13 protein-coding genes, 2 pseudogenes and 1 other annotated feature are annotated in these 16,580 nt (G+C 46.0%); of the genes and pseudogenes, 3 read left to right on the forward strand and 12 right to left on the reverse strand.

Annotation, left to right across the window (positions count from 1 at the left end):
* Positions 1-51: 51 nt before the first annotated feature.
* Positions 52-1,482: an alanine/glycine:cation symporter family protein gene (locus PUN32_RS08940; protein ID WP_274722783.1), complete on the reverse strand. Its 1,431-nt coding sequence runs from the start codon at positions 1,480-1,482 to the stop codon at positions 52-54.
* A 689-nt stretch (positions 1,483-2,171) separates the two neighbouring features.
* Here PUN32_RS08940 and PUN32_RS08945 point away from each other — a divergent pair.
* A complete protein-coding gene (locus tag PUN32_RS08945) occupies positions 2,172-2,351 on the forward strand; it encodes a DUF3545 family protein (RefSeq protein ID WP_166014428.1) in 180 nt (59 codons plus the stop codon).
* Between the two features lie 34 nt (positions 2,352-2,385).
* Here the strand turns inward: PUN32_RS08945 and PUN32_RS08950 are convergent, their stop codons facing one another.
* The 3 genes from PUN32_RS08950 to nfo form a co-directional block, all read right to left on the reverse strand.
* Positions 2,386-2,934, reverse strand: coding sequence for a hemerythrin domain-containing protein (locus tag PUN32_RS08950; protein ID WP_274722784.1), 549 nt, complete (start codon positions 2,932-2,934; stop codon positions 2,386-2,388).
* Positions 2,935-3,022: 88 nt separating this feature from the next.
* The gene (gene ung / locus PUN32_RS08955) at positions 3,023-3,703 is read right to left on the reverse strand and encodes a uracil-DNA glycosylase (protein ID WP_274722786.1); all 681 of its coding nucleotides are present in this window, start codon (positions 3,701-3,703) and stop codon (positions 3,023-3,025) included.
* A gap of 367 nt (positions 3,704-4,070) precedes the next feature.
* A complete protein-coding gene (nfo, locus tag PUN32_RS08960) occupies positions 4,071-4,919 on the reverse strand; it encodes a deoxyribonuclease IV (RefSeq protein WP_274722787.1) in 849 nt (282 codons plus the stop codon).
* Between the two features lie 345 nt (positions 4,920-5,264).
* Here nfo and grcA point away from each other — a divergent pair, with 345 nt between their 5' ends.
* Positions 5,265-5,642, forward strand: coding sequence for an autonomous glycyl radical cofactor GrcA (grcA, locus tag PUN32_RS08965; RefSeq protein WP_166014424.1), 378 nt, complete (start codon positions 5,265-5,267; stop codon positions 5,640-5,642).
* A 139-nt stretch (positions 5,643-5,781) separates the two neighbouring features.
* On the opposite strand, the gene thrC is transcribed toward grcA, so the two are convergent.
* The 6 genes and pseudogenes from thrC to PUN32_RS08995 form a co-directional block, all read right to left on the reverse strand.
* The gene (thrC, locus tag PUN32_RS08970; RefSeq protein WP_274722788.1) at positions 5,782-7,071 is read right to left on the reverse strand and encodes a threonine synthase; all 1,290 of its coding nucleotides are present in this window, start codon (positions 7,069-7,071) and stop codon (positions 5,782-5,784) included.
* Positions 7,068-8,024 carry a homoserine kinase gene (gene thrB / locus PUN32_RS08975; protein WP_274722789.1) on the reverse strand — a complete coding sequence of 319 codons (957 nt, stop codon included), beginning with the start codon at positions 8,022-8,024 and terminating at the stop codon, positions 7,068-7,070. The genes thrC and thrB overlap by 4 nt, the downstream gene beginning before the upstream one ends.
* Before the next feature lie 20 nt (positions 8,025-8,044).
* Entirely contained in the window at positions 8,045-10,504 is a 2,460-nt protein-coding gene (gene thrA, locus PUN32_RS08980; protein WP_274722790.1) for a bifunctional aspartate kinase/homoserine dehydrogenase I, read from the reverse strand.
* A 30-nt stretch (positions 10,505-10,534) separates the two neighbouring features.
* Positions 10,535-10,654: a sequence feature (Thr leader region), on the reverse strand.
* A pseudogene (thrL, locus tag PUN32_RS14125) lies at positions 10,590-10,716 on the reverse strand (thr operon leader peptide). It overlaps the preceding feature by 65 nt.
* A 178-nt stretch (positions 10,717-10,894) precedes the next feature.
* Complete coding sequence (locus PUN32_RS08990; protein ID WP_274722791.1) at positions 10,895-11,380, reverse strand: putative 4-hydroxy-4-methyl-2-oxoglutarate aldolase; 486 nt, start codon at positions 11,378-11,380, stop codon at positions 10,895-10,897.
* 147 nt (positions 11,381-11,527) lie between these two features.
* Positions 11,528-11,644 (reverse strand): annotated as a pseudogene (locus PUN32_RS08995) (DUF3293 domain-containing protein); the annotation flags it as partial.
* A 399-nt stretch (positions 11,645-12,043) separates the two neighbouring features.
* On the opposite strand from PUN32_RS08995, the gene arcA reads away from it, so the two are divergent.
* Positions 12,044-12,760 (forward strand): two-component system response regulator ArcA, encoded by a 717-nt coding sequence (gene arcA / locus PUN32_RS09000; protein WP_274722792.1) that lies wholly within the window; start codon positions 12,044-12,046, stop codon positions 12,758-12,760.
* An 87-nt stretch (positions 12,761-12,847) separates the two neighbouring features.
* On the opposite strand, the gene arcB is transcribed toward arcA, so the two are convergent.
* Positions 12,848-15,199, reverse strand: a complete 2,352-nt coding sequence (arcB, locus tag PUN32_RS09005) for an aerobic respiration two-component sensor histidine kinase ArcB (RefSeq protein ID WP_274722793.1) — start codon at positions 15,197-15,199, stop codon at positions 12,848-12,850.
* Positions 15,200-15,290: 91 nt separating this feature from the next.
* The gene (locus PUN32_RS09010; RefSeq protein WP_274722794.1) at positions 15,291-16,223 is read right to left on the reverse strand and encodes a TIGR01212 family radical SAM protein; all 933 of its coding nucleotides are present in this window, start codon (positions 16,221-16,223) and stop codon (positions 15,291-15,293) included.
* Positions 16,224-16,580 lie beyond the last annotated feature (357 nt).

The following is a 16,580-nucleotide window of genomic DNA, read 5'->3' on the forward strand; positions in this document are numbered from 1 at the left end:
TTGCTCACATCGGAGATCTCGATGTTGATCTCTAGCTAGAATGCTTTCTTTCTACGATACTTTTTGGTTATCCCAAATCCCATCTTCAAGTTGAGACTTCAATTCTGGATAATCATTCGCATCGAAGGTCGGCACTTTACCTGCATTTAATTGGCGGTTGTAATCTTTAGCCAGCTTAATCACTATGCTAGAGAGCAGCAAAATCGCCACTAAGTTGACAATTGCCATCAGCCCCATCGACACATCCGCCATCGCCCATACGGTCGGCAGAGTGGCCAGCGATCCAAACATCACCATGCCTAAGAACACTAAACGAAACAGCACTAAGCCTTTTTTGTTGTTATGTTCTAGGAAAACCAAGTTAGTTTCTGCGTACGAGTAATTAGCAATGATCGAGGTAAAAGCGAAAAAGAAAATCGCAAAGGCAATAAAAATGCTGCCCCACTCACCGACTTGTGAGCTTAATGCGCGCTGAGTCAACTCAATTCCAGTCAACTCACCGTGCGGTACATATTCACCTGAGACCAAAATAATCGCCACGGTTGCCGTACAGATCACCACCGTATCGATAAATACGCCCAACATCTGCACATAGCCCTGTGAAGCCGGGTGTGGAGGATAAGGCGTCGCGGAAGCCGCAGCATTAGGCGCCGAACCCATACCCGCTTCGTTAGAGAACAAACCACGCTTAACACCATTGATCATGGCTTGTGCAATCGCATAGCCAAGGCCGCCGGCTGCCGCCTCTTGTAACCCGAAAGCACTTTTGAAAATCAGGCTAATCGCACCAGGCACTTTATCGAAGTTAATCACGACCACAAACAGAGCAATCGCCAAGTAAGCAAATGCCATGAAAGGCACGATCAGCTCTGCGGTACGGGCAATTTTGCGAATGCCACCGAAAATCACGAAGCCACTGAGTAGCACCAGCGCTAGCCCCACCGCGATAGGCTCAAGGCCAAATGCGGTTTTCATCGCCCCCGTAATCGAGTTAGCTTGCACCGCGTTAAACACTAAACCAAACGCAATAATCAAGAAGATGGAGAACAGTACGCCCATCCAACGCATACCCAGCCCTTTTTCCATATAGTAAGCGGGGCCGCCGCGGTAATTGCCATCTTTATCACGGGTTTTATACAGCTGTGCCAACGTGCTCTCAGCAAAAGAGGTCGCCATCCCCAGCATGGCAATCAGCCACATCCAGAAAATCGCCCCAGGGCCACCGGCGGTTAAAGCGACGGCCACCCCGGCCATATTCCCTGTTCCAACCCGAGCCGCTAAGCTGGTGCATAAAGCTTGGAAAGAAGAAATACCCGCATTATCGGCTTTACGGCTGTTTTTTAGCACGCTAAACGTATGGGTAAAATGACGAAATTGGATAAAACCCAATCTCAATGTGAAATAGATACCAACCCCAACTAATAGGTACACCAGGATGGAGCCCCATAGTAGGTCATTCATTAAATTAATTAAGTCTGTCACAGGAACCTCGTCTTGAGTGATGGGCTGCTTTTACTCCGATGAGTAAAAGTTTCTGTTACACGGATAGGCTATTAATATTATCTTTTTGCCGTGCACTCGTAGCGCCATTGAGCAAATAAAGGCCCTCAATAGCACCCAGCCTGTTTTTTGACGAGCGGATAATGCAATCTCAACCCACAAAAATCAATATGAACATAATTTCGTTAAAATGTTATTTTTCACCTTAGAATCACGCTCTCATAACATAAACAAAACCATTCCAATAACAAAACAAGCACAATACAGACGCGAAATAATCACAAGAATGTTTAGTTATTAATCATCATTTACTGGTTATACAAACGAAATCTCAGCCTCTGAGAATCAGAGTATTTCTGTTTGACCTATGTCTTAGAGTAAAACAAGTCTGTCTTTTGTGACCGTTTGCACAAAAACTCAGCCAAACTAATCGCCACAACTTAAAAAATAACATTTAAGCAACACAGCAAACGGCGCAATTTAATCGTTTGCGTTTATCTTTAGGTTACTATTCCATCAAAAAAGATACCGCAAAATGTGAATTTCCATTTAAAAACCAACCAAAGCTTCATTAAATCGAAACAAATGAGAAATAAATCATAGTTACGCTTCGCTAAGGTGTGCTATTTAGAAAGCACTCAGGGAATGATGACCATCTAGTGAGGCTATTTATGGACGAACTACGCTTTGATGAACTATTAGAACTCGAATTCTCTAAAATCCGTCACACCCGCACCAAGCCTGTCAAACGGATGTGGCGAGAAATCGAAGCAATTCGAGATCGAAAACGGCTAGAAAAAGAGCTGTTAGAGATGGATGTGTGTCTCGAGCTGCAAGACATCACCATTTAATTAACCACTCAACCGCGACTGACGATTGCTCCACTTAAATGGATTCGGATTCACTTGTGCGCACTCGGTGAGCCAAATGGGCATAACGCTCAGCAATCGTGTCACCAAATACAGGATCATCCAGGTTTTCCTGCCATTGAGCCTCGACACTTCGCCAATCATCACCACTGAAACTTTGCCGGATCAGCGGTAAAATCGACTGCTCCTCCAGCTCAAGATGCTGAGTCTGCTGATCGATAAAGGTTTGCAATAATTCCACCAGCACCGCCTGAGGAACCACGGCGTCATGTAAAATCATCACCGTGACTTCTAAAAACTGCTGGCTCATTTGCGCTAAAGCTTGATGCTGCTGTGCAAGATTGGCGATCAGCGGATCAGCATAGTGCGCCAAATAATAGCGGTACAAAATATCTTCTTTGGGATGATGTACTTGCTCACTATGGCTGGCTAAATAGTCAACTATCTCTTTCAGCAGGCGGTAGTTAATCGGCTGCTCATTTTTCACACGCGCTAATTTTTGGCCTAACATCGACAACAAACGCACCATGTAACGGTGTTCACGCTGGATCTGCTCCATTATCATCGTTTCAATCTCCCTATCATACTAGGCAACAGTGTAGAGATGGATCGCGATGCCAGCTTTGAGGCGGATCGAAAAAACGCCAACCGAATTAGATCACCTGCGGTAGCTGCCACTCGATAGGAGCCATGCCTTGCGCTTGTAATAACTGATTGGTTTGTGAGAAATGCTGACAACCGAGAAAGCCTCGATGTGCAGAGAGTGGCGACGGATGAGGAGCCATTAACACATGATGACGCTGACGATCGATGCGTTGTCCCTTCTTCTGCGCATGTGAGCCCCACAGTAAAAAAACCAACCCACTACGCTGCTGATTAAGCACATCAATCACATGATCAGTAAAGGTTTCCCAACCAGTTTTGGCGTGAGAATGGGCCATTCCTTGCTCGACAGTGAGTACAGTGTTGAGCAACAACACGCCTTGCTGTGCCCAACTTTGCAGATAACCGTGTGGTGGAATTTGAAAGCCAGCAATATCTTGCGCGAGCTCTTTATAAATATTGACCAGAGAGGGTGGCGTTTTAATCCCCGGTAATACGGAAAAACATAGGCCATGTGCCTGATTTGGCCCGTGGTAAGGATCCTGACCCAAAATCACCACTTTAACATCGCTAAATTCAGTAAAGCGAAACGCGTTAAATACATCCTTGGCGGGGGGATAAATCACCTTACCAGCTTGGCGTTGGCTTTCGACAAATTGCAGGGTTTGTTGAAAATACTCCTGCTGCTTTTGCTGGCCAATCACATCATGCCAAGTGAGAGATTGAGACATATCAATACCTTAAAATTCAATTTTCCTACCGCATTGTATACCCAAATTAAGCACAGTTGCAGACGAGTGTGTAACCTTGTCACAGATCACACACTGAATAACACAAGCGAATGGTATGAACGGCAAGTTCAATCCAATCTTGAAAACAACAATAGCCTTATCAATTAATGCGGTTTTGGTGGTGGCGCACGGTGATGGCCTTGTCCATTAACATGTCGATTAGGCACCGGACGACGAGCGGCAGGTCGGGGGGCGGGGGAAATTGAATTGGGGAACGAATTCATAACAGCATCCTTCTGACAAACTGGCACGGATCATGAAGAAAGAAATATGCCAAATCTGTGAAACTCACCAATTAATTAAACTTTTATTGTAAAAATTTCCGCAAAGTTGCGATCTCCATCGCCCAGAGCTCTGGATCAATCGTTTCTAGAATCAAAGGGATACCATTGAATCGAGCATCCTTTGCAATATATTCGAAACACTCCCAGCCAATCTCGCCCATGCCGAGTGAATGATGGCGATCGACTCGGCTGGCTAACTTGCTTTTTGAATCATTAATGTGCATCGCACGTAAATAGTGCATACCGACCACGCGTGCAAATTCAGCAAACGTCTCATCGCATGCCGCTTTTGTTCGTAGATCATAACCCGCGGCAAAAGTATGGCAGGTATCCAGACACACCCCAACACGCTGCTTATCTTCAACTTGCTCAATAATCGCGGCTAAATGCTCAAAGCGCCAGCCAAGGTTACTGCCCTGCCCTGCGGTATTCTCGATCACGGCGACAACATTCGGCACCGCCCGATGTGCTAAGTTAATTGACTCAGCAATCAAGGCTAAACACTCCTGTTCTGAAATCTGTTGCAAATGGCTACCGGGATGAAAATTGAGTAAGCGCAAGCCAAGTTGATCACAGCGCTGCATCTCATCAATAAACGCCGCGCGTGATTTGGCTAATTTTTCTGGCTCTGGAGCACCTAAATTGATCAAGTAAGAGTCATGCGGCAAAATAGCTTCGCTGGTGAATCCCCATTTAGCACAGTTGGCTTTAAATGCCCGAATAGTACTTTCTTCCAGCGGTTTAGCAGCCCATTGGCGCTGGTTTTTAGTAAATAGAGCAAAGGCATTGGCACCGATTTCATGCGCACGCATTGGCGCAAGCTCTACACCACCCGACGCCGAAACATGTGCCCCAATTAACTTCTCATACATAATGTTGCTCTCATTGTTACTTAATCACTGCCGACTTTCATTGCATCGAGCTAACTTGCTGATTTTGTCTATTCTAAGTCAAACTACATCACAAAAATGTAGTAATTTAACAACAAATTTGAATTTAAAAATTTTTTAATCATTCAAATAAATGTAACTGCTGTTATTTTTAAAACATTTGTTGATACAAATCAAAAATAAAAGTCCGAATCGAAAGTGCAATCTTGTGGTTTATTGACTTAAATCAATATTTAAAATGTGGACATTTGCTATATAATAGCCAGCTCAACAAGATCTGAAAATTAACACCAATAATACCACTTCAATGTGGACTAGGAGAAAGTGATGATCCAAGGTATCCAAATTACTAAAGCAGCCAACGACGACCTATTGAACTCTATCTGGTTGATCGATAGCGAAAAGAATGAAGCACGCTGCGTTGCTGCGTTGCAAGGCTACACAGCTGATCAAGTGGTGAACATTAATGAACTAGGCCAGTTCGAGAGTCGTGAAGTGGCGATCGAAACCACACCACGCATCGAAGGTGGTCAACACCTAAATGTGAACGTATTACAACGCGAGACTCTTGAAGATGCGGTTGCGCATCCAGAGAACTATCCACAACTGACTATTCGTGTTTCAGGTTACGCGGTGCGTTTCAACTCATTGACTGCAGAGCAGCAGCGCGACGTTATCGCACGTACTTTCACTGAATCTCTGTAATTCAGCACTCCGTACTCCGGTTACTCAAACGGTGCTCAATGAGCACCGTTTTTTTTATCTCTAAACACTAGTCAGGCGAAATGAGTTTCACCTGACTAATTTTTGTCTGACTAACTTTGACCTTACCGAATAACGCGGCTCACCGCGATGATTGCATCCCGATTAACAGGGCTCGTAAAGCCGTAAAGTCTGCATCCAACTCTTGAGACAATAGATCGAGCGCCGCATGCTTAGCCAATGGTGCCGGCAGTTCAATATCCGTAGCTAAAATCTCATCCACCACCTCTTTAAATTTGGCCGGATGGGCAGTGCACAGGAAAAGCCCAGTCTCTTGCGGCGCAAGCTGCTCGGTAAGCAGCTGATAAGCAATCGCACCATGCGGCTCACATAAGTAGCCTAACTCATACAACTGCTGTACCGCTTTGGCACTTTGCTGATCAGAAACCGCACCTTTGCCTAAGGTTTCCAAGCCCCAGCCCATACGCTGACACAGCTCTTCAATCCGAGGCCAGTTATTAGGCTGACTGACATCCATCGCATTGGCTGTCGTGGCAATGGTCGGTTTCGGTTCCCAACGCCCGGTGGTTAAGTAGCGTGGCACTGTATCATTGGCATTGGTCGCCGCAATAAAACGTTTTACCGGTAAGCCTAACGCTTTAGCCAGCAAACCGGCGGTTAAGTTACCAAAATTGCCACTCGGGACTGAGATCACCAAATTTTCACGCTCAGCCTTGCTCATCTGCGCAACCGCTTCAAAATAGTAACAGATCTGCGCCATTAAACGGCTAATATTGATCGAATTCGCCGAATTTAAGCCAATTTTTTCACGCAGTTGCGCATCATCAAACGCTTGTTTAACCAAGGCTTGGCACGCATCAAAATCACCATCAATCGCCACGGTATGGATGTTGTTACCCAGTGTGCAAAATAACTTTTCTTGCAGCGGACTGATTTTACCTTTGGGATACAAGATCACCACATTGATATCTGGCATACCATAGAACGCGTGCGCTACCGCCGCACCAGTATCCCCCGATGTTGCGGTTAAAATAGTGATTTTTCCACCATTAGAGACCGCCGCCAAAGATTGCGCCATAAACCGGCCACCGAAATCTTTAAATGCCAAGGTCGGACCATGAAACAGCTCTAACGCATACACCCCTGGTTTAACTTTTTTGATCGGGGCGGGGAATTGAAACGCAGCATCGACCATAACACGAACTTTTTCAACCGGCAGTTCATCACCAATCAAAGCAGCGAGAATCTTGCTACTACGTGACACGAAATCTTCCGCGAGCAGTGCATCAATATCATCTAATTTCGGCAAATGTGCCGGAAAAAACAGTCCTTGATTACGGCCTAATCCTTGACGAACCGCTTGGCCAAAAGAGACTTGTTCATCATTTTGTTTTATGTTGTACAGCTTCATAACTCACTTCCTGTTCGTTTCGAGCCTTGCTTGTCTAGCCGACAAATGTGCACGAATCCTTGTTGATTTTGAACATAATTTTGCTCAAGCCAACTGGCGACACGCTCAGCAACGGCTTGTTCTTTACATACGCTAAATAGGGTTGGGCCACTGCCTGAAATTCCGGTGGCTAACGCTCCAGCGGCTGCTGCATAGCTACGCGCCTTGGCAAAACCGGGCAGTAGTTTCTCACGGTAAGGTTCTGCAATCACATCTTTGATCATTTTGGCGGCTAATTCAGGCTGCTGGGTATGACAAGCGTGAATAAAGCCCGCTAAATAGCGACCGTGCGCGACAATATCTTGCCGGCGATACTGAGCCGGTAAAATCGCGCGTGCCTCTGCGGTTGAGACTTTAATCCCCGGATAAGCCATCACCCAGAACCAATCATCAAAACTTGGCACTGATTGACTGATAATACCGAGCTCTTCGAGCATCAACTGTACGCCACCTAAATAGCAAGGCGCGACGTTATCATAATGAATACTGCCCGAAATCTGCCCTTCCATCTCGCCCATCAGTGCCAACAGTTCGGTTTGATCAAGCGGGTTGCCATGAAATTGGTTGAGCGCATCCAAAGCCGCCACAATCGAACAAGCACTAGAGCCGAGCCCTGAACCAATCGGCATATTTTTTTCCAGCGTCATGATCAACGGTTTCAGCGGCAGCGCTTTTTTGTCTAGCTCACGGGCAAAGACTTGCCAGCAATCATACACAATATTCTGCTGGGGATGGCTCGGTAACTTATCGACAAAGCGACCCACCGTTTTCAGTTCAAAAGGTTGCGCACCATGCTCAACCTTAACCCGATCGCCAAGCAGTGAACCATCGATCGGTGACACTGCCGCTCCCAATACATCAAATCCAACACTGACATTACCAATCGATGCCGGAGCGTAAACCACAACACTCATGTCACTTGCACTCATCTCTGTTAAACCCCTAATTTCCAACCCAGTGTACGCATGACATCGGAGAAAACCCCAGCGGCGGTGACTTGTGCTCCGGCACCATAGCCACGCAATACCAGTGGGATCGGTTGATAGTAGCGACTGTAAAACGCCAAGGCATTTTCGCCATTTTTAACTTTGAACATCGGATCGTGCTCATCCACCGCCACAATTCGCACTTGGCATTGGCCATCTTCAATTTGCGCCACGTAACGCAACACTTTACCCTGCGCTTTGGCTTCAGCAACCCGAGCTGCAAATGCCGCATCGGCTTCGGGTAAGCGCGCCATAAAGGCTTCAACACTGCCTGAAGCATCAAAGCCGGCAGGCAATGCGGGTTCAACATGCACATCACTCAGCTCCAACTCATAACCGGCTTCCCGCGCCAAAATGAGCAATTTACGCGCGACATCCATTCCCGATAGATCATCACGTGGATCCGGTTCAGTAAAACCTTTCTGTTTAGCCAAGTAGGTCGCTTGACTCAAACTCATGCCTTCATCGAGTAAGCCAAACATAAACGACAGCGAGCCAGAAAGAATCCCGCTGAATTTTTCTAGCTCATCGCCTGCCGCAATCAGGTTTTGTAAGTTTTCAATCACCGGTAAACCTGCGCCGACGGTGGTTTCATACATCAATTTACGTCGTGAGTGACGCGCCACCTCACGCAGTTGATGGTAATAGCTCATGCTGGCCGTGTTGGCTTTTTTATTCGGCGTCACGACATGAAATCCAGCCGCGAGTAAATCCGCATACTGGTTCGCAATCTCATCACTGGCGGTACAATCGACCAATACCGGGTTAATAATATGATGACGCTGCACTAGGTCAGTTAAGTGGGCAACGCTGACCGGCTGATCAGCATTGATCATTCGATCGCGCCACTGCTCAAGCGCTAAGCCAGCACTATCCACCAACATACCTTTGCTATTGGCCAAGCCACATACCCGCATGATGATACCTTTTTCTGCCAATTTGGTTTGTTGACGTTGAATTTGATCAACCAACTCGCCACCGACGCCACCGACTCCGATCACGAACACATCTAAAAAGTGTTTCGAGTTAAACAGGTTTTCATGACACGCTTTGATCGCTTCTGCAATCTTATCGTCTGGGATCACCGCCGAAATAGCGCGCTCTGAAGAGCCTTGTGCAATGGCAATCACATTGACGTGTACTTCAGCCAAAGAGGCAAAGAATTGTGAGGCCACCCCACGCGAAGTGCGCATCCCATCACCCACCAGGGTGATAATCGCCACATCATCGACAAACTCAACCGGCTCTAATAAGCCATCTTTGAGTTCCAGTTCAAAAGCTTCAGCCAGCGCCTGCTCAGCCAATGCTTTATGCTGTCCATCAATACAGAAACTGATGCTGTATTCGGAAGAAGACTGGGTGATCAGTACAATCGAGACATCTGCCGCCGACATCGCGCCAAATACCCGACTCGCCATGCCAACCATCCCTTTCATTCCCGGCCCTGACACATTGACCATGGTCAAATTGCTCAGCGTGGTGATGCCTTTGATCGCCAGCTTATCTTCACCTGTATCTTGACCAATCAGCGTACCAGCGCCTTGTGGATTAAAGCTGTTTTTAATCAGACACGGAATTTGGAATTGGGCAATCGGCGCGATGGTTTTAGGGTGCAATACTGATGCACCAAAGTAAGAAAGCTCCATCGCCTCTTGATAACTGAGTGATTTCAGTAAACGCGCATCATCAACCAATCTTGGGTCACAGTTGTACACGCCATCGACATCGGTCCAAATTTCACAGCAATCCGCACGCAAGCAAGCCGCCAAAACAGCTGCTGAATAGTCAGAGCCGTTACGCCCTAAACAGACCAATTCACCTTGCGCATTACCAGCGGTAAACCCCGGCATAATGTTGACGTGCTGCTGCGGCAGTGGCGAGTGTCGAAAACGCTGAGTCGAAGCTTCAACATCGACCATTGCTTCAAGATAGTCGCCTTTGGCTAATAAATATTGCACCGGATCAATCAGATTAGCCGGTAAACCTTTGGCTTCAATCACCGCTTTCATCAGTTGAATTGAGATCCGCTCACCTTTACTGATGATCCGTGCATTGGCATTATCAGGGCACATACCAAGCAGGGTAATGCCTTGTACAAACTGACGCAGTTGGCACATGGATGCCTGTACTTGAGCGTTATAAGCCGCCATTTCTAAATTGGGCAGTTGCTGATGGAGACCATCGCGCAACGCGTAAAATGCCGCTTCAAGCTCGACAATTTGTGCTTCTACCTCACCACGGCACAAAGCGCTCTCAATCACCGCCACCAGCTTATTGGTGGTTTTACCTGGTGCCGACAACACCACCGCCACCTCTTCTTGCTGTGCATTATTGGCAATAATGTCTGCCGCGCGCAAAAAGCGCTCTGGATCGGCCAATGATGAACCACCAAACTTTAATACTCGCATCCCTTCCTCCAAACGTATTTAAAACTGGTATAAAAAAAGGCCTGTATCGGTTGGGATACAGGCCTTTTTTTGTGAATTTTTTCGCTCAGCAGCCTGCCCCAACATGCGATGTGTCGGTAATGGTAATAATGGTGGTCATTACGATCAGGCTGTGATTCAACATAAGTCCATTTGTCTATCTGTATGTTTGCGTGCGAATACGTGTAACCTATTTTTGTTCAATTCGTCAACGAAAATCTAATTTTTATTTGTGATTTTAAATATCTATATCCGTGTTCAGTGAGGCGATGAAATAAAATTTCTGATGCAATTAAGCAGTGACTTAGCCTGCCGAACTGGCTAACCAAACACTGGATAGCCATCGCAGCAAGCCGTCATTAATCCCTGCGCTCAAAACACGTCAAGCGGCGTCTCGGAGATGACAATACCATTCCAGTCCGCATACAGGTAATCACCGGGTTCAACAATTTGGTTTTGCATGGTCAAGGTGACATTGATATGGCCAGCACCACGCTTTTCGGTTTTAAATGGGCTAGAACCCAGGGCTTTGATGCCTAAGTCCATCTCCGCCATCGCCACCACATCACGCACCGCACCGTAGATAATCACGCCTTCCCAACCATTTTTGATGGCCAGAATCGCCAGTTGATCGCCCATCAGCGCTTTTTGGCACGAACCATGCCCATCGACAACCAGTACTTTACCCTTGCCATTTTGACTAAGCACTTCAGCCACTTGCGAGTTATCGTGATAGCAACGTACGGTCACTATTTCGCCCCAAAAGGCACAACGTTGGCCAAAATTCTGCAATGGCAGATTAAGCAAAGTGACTTGCGATTCATACTTATCGCAAAGATCCGGGGTTATATCTCTCATCATTCCTCCATGATTATCTGTTTTAGATTTATTGACTTGGGATTAACCCGAGATAAAACTCGCTATCACCAATCATCGGGCTTATTGAAAAGCACTATTATCCAGCGGAAAGTATTTTCTAAGCCGCGTACAAACCCCCTCTAGTGTCACTTTTATCCCATCATAATCAATTGAGTCTAGCTGTAAACGTTGATTATTTACGCAATTCTCATTGTATGACAAGTGCAAACGCTCAGGGTTCCATGTGGTAGTTATGCAAATAAAACGACCAAATCATGAATTTCATCCAGAAAAAACACCACTCTCATTAGGCTCACCAAGGGTTGAACAACCGCTTAGTTGCATAACTCACTCGGTTTACAAATCGTGATAATCCTTAATATCTGTTACATTATAACTCTTGATATAAATCAACAAAGTGATGGGAATTAACATACGGGCATTGTTAGCATGCTGTTAACATTATAAAATCCCGCCCCATAGACTGGTAGAGCCTGTTGAGAATGGGAACCCTCAATGCGAGTTACATCAAGGATGGCGGACAAAAAGCAGTAATGTTTATTAATTTTCATCTTATTAATTAACATAACCCACCAAAATGTGATCTTTTTGCCTAGAATGATTTCTACTAGCACGTTTTTTTTACAAGTTTAGGTAACGCTAATGCAAACCCCGCAGATCCTTATCGTCGAAGATGAGCAAGTCACTCGCAACACTCTTAAGAGTATTTTTGAAGCAGAGGGATACGCTGTTTTTGAAGCCAATAATGGTGAAGAAATGCACCAATTGCTGTCTGATTATCCAATCAATTTAGTGATTATGGACATCAACCTACCAGGAAAAAATGGCTTACTGCTTGCACGTGAATTACGTGAACAGGCCGATGTTGCACTGATGTTTTTAACTGGACGTGACAATGAAGTCGATAAGATCCTCGGCCTAGAAATTGGCGCGGATGACTACATCACGAAGCCTTTTAACCCACGTGAATTAACCATTCGCGCGCGTAATCTACTCAGCCGTTCAATGAATACGGGCAACGCACAAGAAGAAAAACGTAGTGTTGAGAAATACACCTTTAATGGCTGGGAACTGGATATCAACAGCCGCTCACTGGTCAGCCCTGATGGTGAAAACTACAAGCTACCACGCTCAGAGTTTCGTGCTCTGCTGCACTTCTGCGAAAATCCAGGCAAAATCCAAACTCGTGCCGATCTGCTGAAGAAAATGACTGGTCGCGAGCTGAAGCCACATGACCGTACTGTTGATGTCACGATTCGTCGCATCCGTAAGCACTTTGAATCGGTGTCTGGTACTCCAGAAATTATCGCTACCATTCACGGTGAAGGTTACCGCTTCTGCGGTGATTTAGAAGACTAATCGTTGTGTAGCCAAAAGTGATACCCAAAAAGACCCTAGCTTAATCGCTAGGGTCTTTTTTTAACCGACTGATATTTCCCTGGTTAATCAATTTTTTTCTGGCAGCATTAACCACTGTTTCAAAAGCCCAATATCCGATGGGTACTCATTTTTAATCTCTTCTACCCAATCGCTGATATTTTCCCACCACGCTGGCGTGTCGGGTGATTGCGCTTTTTGGGCAATCATCTGGATCCGTTTTAACCCAATCGATCCAGCGGCACCTTTGATTTTATGGGCTTCATTGACTATCCCCTCTTGATCTTTGGCAATCATATTGGAATCCAACACACTCACATAACTGGGCATCGATTGTTCAAATAAACTGACACTATCCAGCACTGGCTGACGGCCGACAATATCGATATAAGATTGCAACATCTCAATATCCAATAGCTTGCGATACATATCTTGGATCGGTTTTTGTACCGTCACTTGAGGATCGGGTAAAACGGCAAGCGTTTCTCGCTGATCGGTGATTTGAGCGATCACTTTACGCACCGCTGCCACCGATAGTGGCTTACTGAGCGCAGCATCCATACCTCTACGACGGTATTCTTCTTTATCTTTTAGCACATTAGCGGTTAACGCCACTAAAGGCGGCAAAGAGGTATACGTCGCACGATAGTGCTGAGCAATATCAAATCCGGTCATATCCGGCAACTGAATATCCAGAAAAACCAAATCGTAGTCGGTTGGGTTAAAGCGCTCAATCGCCTCTTCTCCCGTCATCGCCACCGTCACTTGATGGCCCATACTCTCCAATAGCGAACGCGCCACGGTAATATTCAACTGAATATCTTCTACCATAAAAATTTTCAGCTGAGTGGGCGATGCTGGCGGCTCAATACTAGCCGGAGCCTGCTCCAACAGTGGCACCGTGATCTTAACCGTAAAAGTACTGCCGAAACCTTGTTCGCTAGCCACACTAATATCGCCCCCCATCAATTGAATTAACTGGAGTGATACCGCTAAACCAATCCCAGTACCTACCGCATGTAAGTTATCTTTACCGGATTTCACTTGATAATACATGGCAAAGATTTTTTGCTGCTCCGCTTCAGAAATGCCAATCCCAGTATCTTCAACTTCAAGGGTGATTTCGGCTTGCTGCTCATGGCACTCAGCACTGACCGTCATCACTACGCCACCTTCTTTAGTAAATTTCATCGCATTACTGAGCAAATTCCATAGCACTTGACGTAGACGAGTCGCATCCACTTCGACCCAACAAGGCAATTCGGTCAAACGCTCTAAATCAAAGCGCAGACCTTTTTGCTCAGCCATCAAGGCTGCGAGCACTTCAATTTCAGCCACAAACTCTTCAAAATTAAGCGCTTCGGGGAACAGTTCTAACTTACGGCGATCAAACTTATCCATATCAATAATATCGTTGAAAATATTACCGAGAGTGATGGCGCTGACATTGATAGTTTGCAAATGTTTGCGCTGCTCAACACTAAGCGGTGTATCCAGCAACATGCGACTCAAGCCAACAATCCCATTTAGCGGAGTGCGCAATTCATGGCTAATGGTTGAAATAAAAGTGGTTTTATCGCGACTGGCTTTTTCAAGTGATTCTTCGTTACGCTTGCGTTCAGTAATATCTCGGCCAAAACCAACCAAACCAATATGTTGACCATCTTTGCCATACAAGGGCACTTTACGTAACTCAAAAAAGCTCTTACGACCGTTAGGATACTCCACCCACTGCTCATGAGTTATGACGGCATTACTGTCAAAGACTTGCTGATCAGTGTCGACTGACGATTGCGCCATCTCTTTATTGTAAACATCCCAAGGGGTTAACCCGACCAACTCACTTTCCCGCTTGCCGGTCAACTCTTCCATCGCTCGGTTACAGCCAGAAAATTCACCTTTCGCATTACGGTAGTAGATCAAATCCGGTGAGGCATCAATAAATGAGCGTAATAAAGAGGTCCGTTCCGCCAGTTCGACTTGGGTCTTTTCACGCTGATAAACTTCATTTTCCAGATCGAGCATCGCTTCTTCACGGGCTTCTTCGGCCTTAATCCGATCTTCGATCTCTTGATTTAATTTGAGAATATTCTGCTGATATTTTTGATTCAACTCGCGATCACGCACCCCCATCTCTTTGAGCTTAGAGACTAATTTTGAGAGGCGTTGGCGCGAGCTTTCCAGTTGATCGACGATCACGGATAACAAATAGATCGCCGCCGAGGTGATGATAATGCTGATACACACCGAACGAAGAATATCAATATCATCCACAAACCCCTTTAAAAACAGAGTTAAAGCCAGATGAATGACAAAATCCAGTACCGCCAAGGCAATCGCTAGCAGGATGGAAAAACGTAACACCCCTAGTTTGGCCAATGAGTCCACATAGTATTGGGCCAAATTTTTCATCGGTTTCATTCACTGCTCCGTCAGATAAACAGCCATCAGTCTAGCCTTTTTCCTTGGCAAAGGTTAGCCACGCACGCTCACTTGTACTTAATCTGCGACATCAAAGCTGTGCGCGAGACTCAAAAGGTGTGCCAAGTAGCGAACCTTGCCCACCCTCAATCGCCAGCGTTTGACCAATCGCGGTCATCGCCGCCCAGCGATTCTCACACCATAGCGGAGCCAACAAAGTCGGACGGCGTGCTGCTGAAGAGACTCGATGGTAAATAATATGCGGTGGCGTCGAACGGATCATCGCACAAGCAATCGCCACATATTCCTCTTGTTCAAGCACCGATAACCGCCCTGCTCGCCACGATTTGGCCATGGTACTCCCTTCCACGATATGTAAACCATGTAACTTGATACCATCGGTACCCACCTCAAGCACTTGCTGTAACGTTGCCAAATTATCATCACGATGCTCACCCGGCAGACCAACAATTAAGTGAGTACACACTTTGATACCGAGCGCCCTTGCCTTGGTAGCGACCTCTGCATAACAGGCGAAATCATGGCCACGATTAATCCGCTTTAACGTGTGGTTATGCGCAGTTTGTAATCCAAGCTCTAACCACACTTCATACCCTTGCTGTACATACCCGGCCAGCAACTGTAACACCGCATCTGGCACACAATCTGGTCGCGTCCCAACACATAAACCGACAATATCCGCCGCTTCAAGTGCTTGTTCATACATCGATTTCAACACTTGCACTTCAGCATAAGTGCTGGTGTAAGCCTGAAAATAAGCGAGATATTTATTGGCGCGTTTGATTTCGCCGGCCCGATCTTGCAACTGCTGCTGGATGGTTTGCTGCTGAGTGGCTTCATTGGCAAAGGAGGCCACATTGCAGAAAGTGCAGCCACCACGGCCAATCGTTCCATCGCGATTAGGACAACTAAACCCACCATGTAACGTCAGTTTATGAACTTTTTCACCATAACGACGCTGTAAATCTTGTCCGATGGTATTGACTAATAGATGTAGATGCATGTCCAACACTCACAATAAATATTCACGATATTTCATGTAATTAAATTACATTCCGCATCATTTAGGCGGCGAATTTTAATCTTTTGAGTTGAATTTCGAATCGATTCAAATCAAGAAATCGGCACAAATCAAACCTCATTCACCGCTTACCGCTAAGCAGTTAAACAAAACGTTCATCTTCCGGTAAAAAAATAAACCCAAGCACAGAGTTTTCGTTGGAATTTGCCCCAGCAAAATTGTAGGATACTTTCAGTTTTCCGTGCTTTTTTGCTCATGAAATAGCAAGCAACGCGGTAGACTTGTCGGTGATATTCCCCACCTACCAAAAGAATCCACTAGAAAAGTGGCTCGATAATA

The sequence above is a fragment of the Vibrio chanodichtyis genome (assembly GCF_028863985.1).
Taxonomy (GTDB): Bacteria; Pseudomonadota; Gammaproteobacteria; order Enterobacterales; family Vibrionaceae; genus Vibrio; species Vibrio chanodichtyis.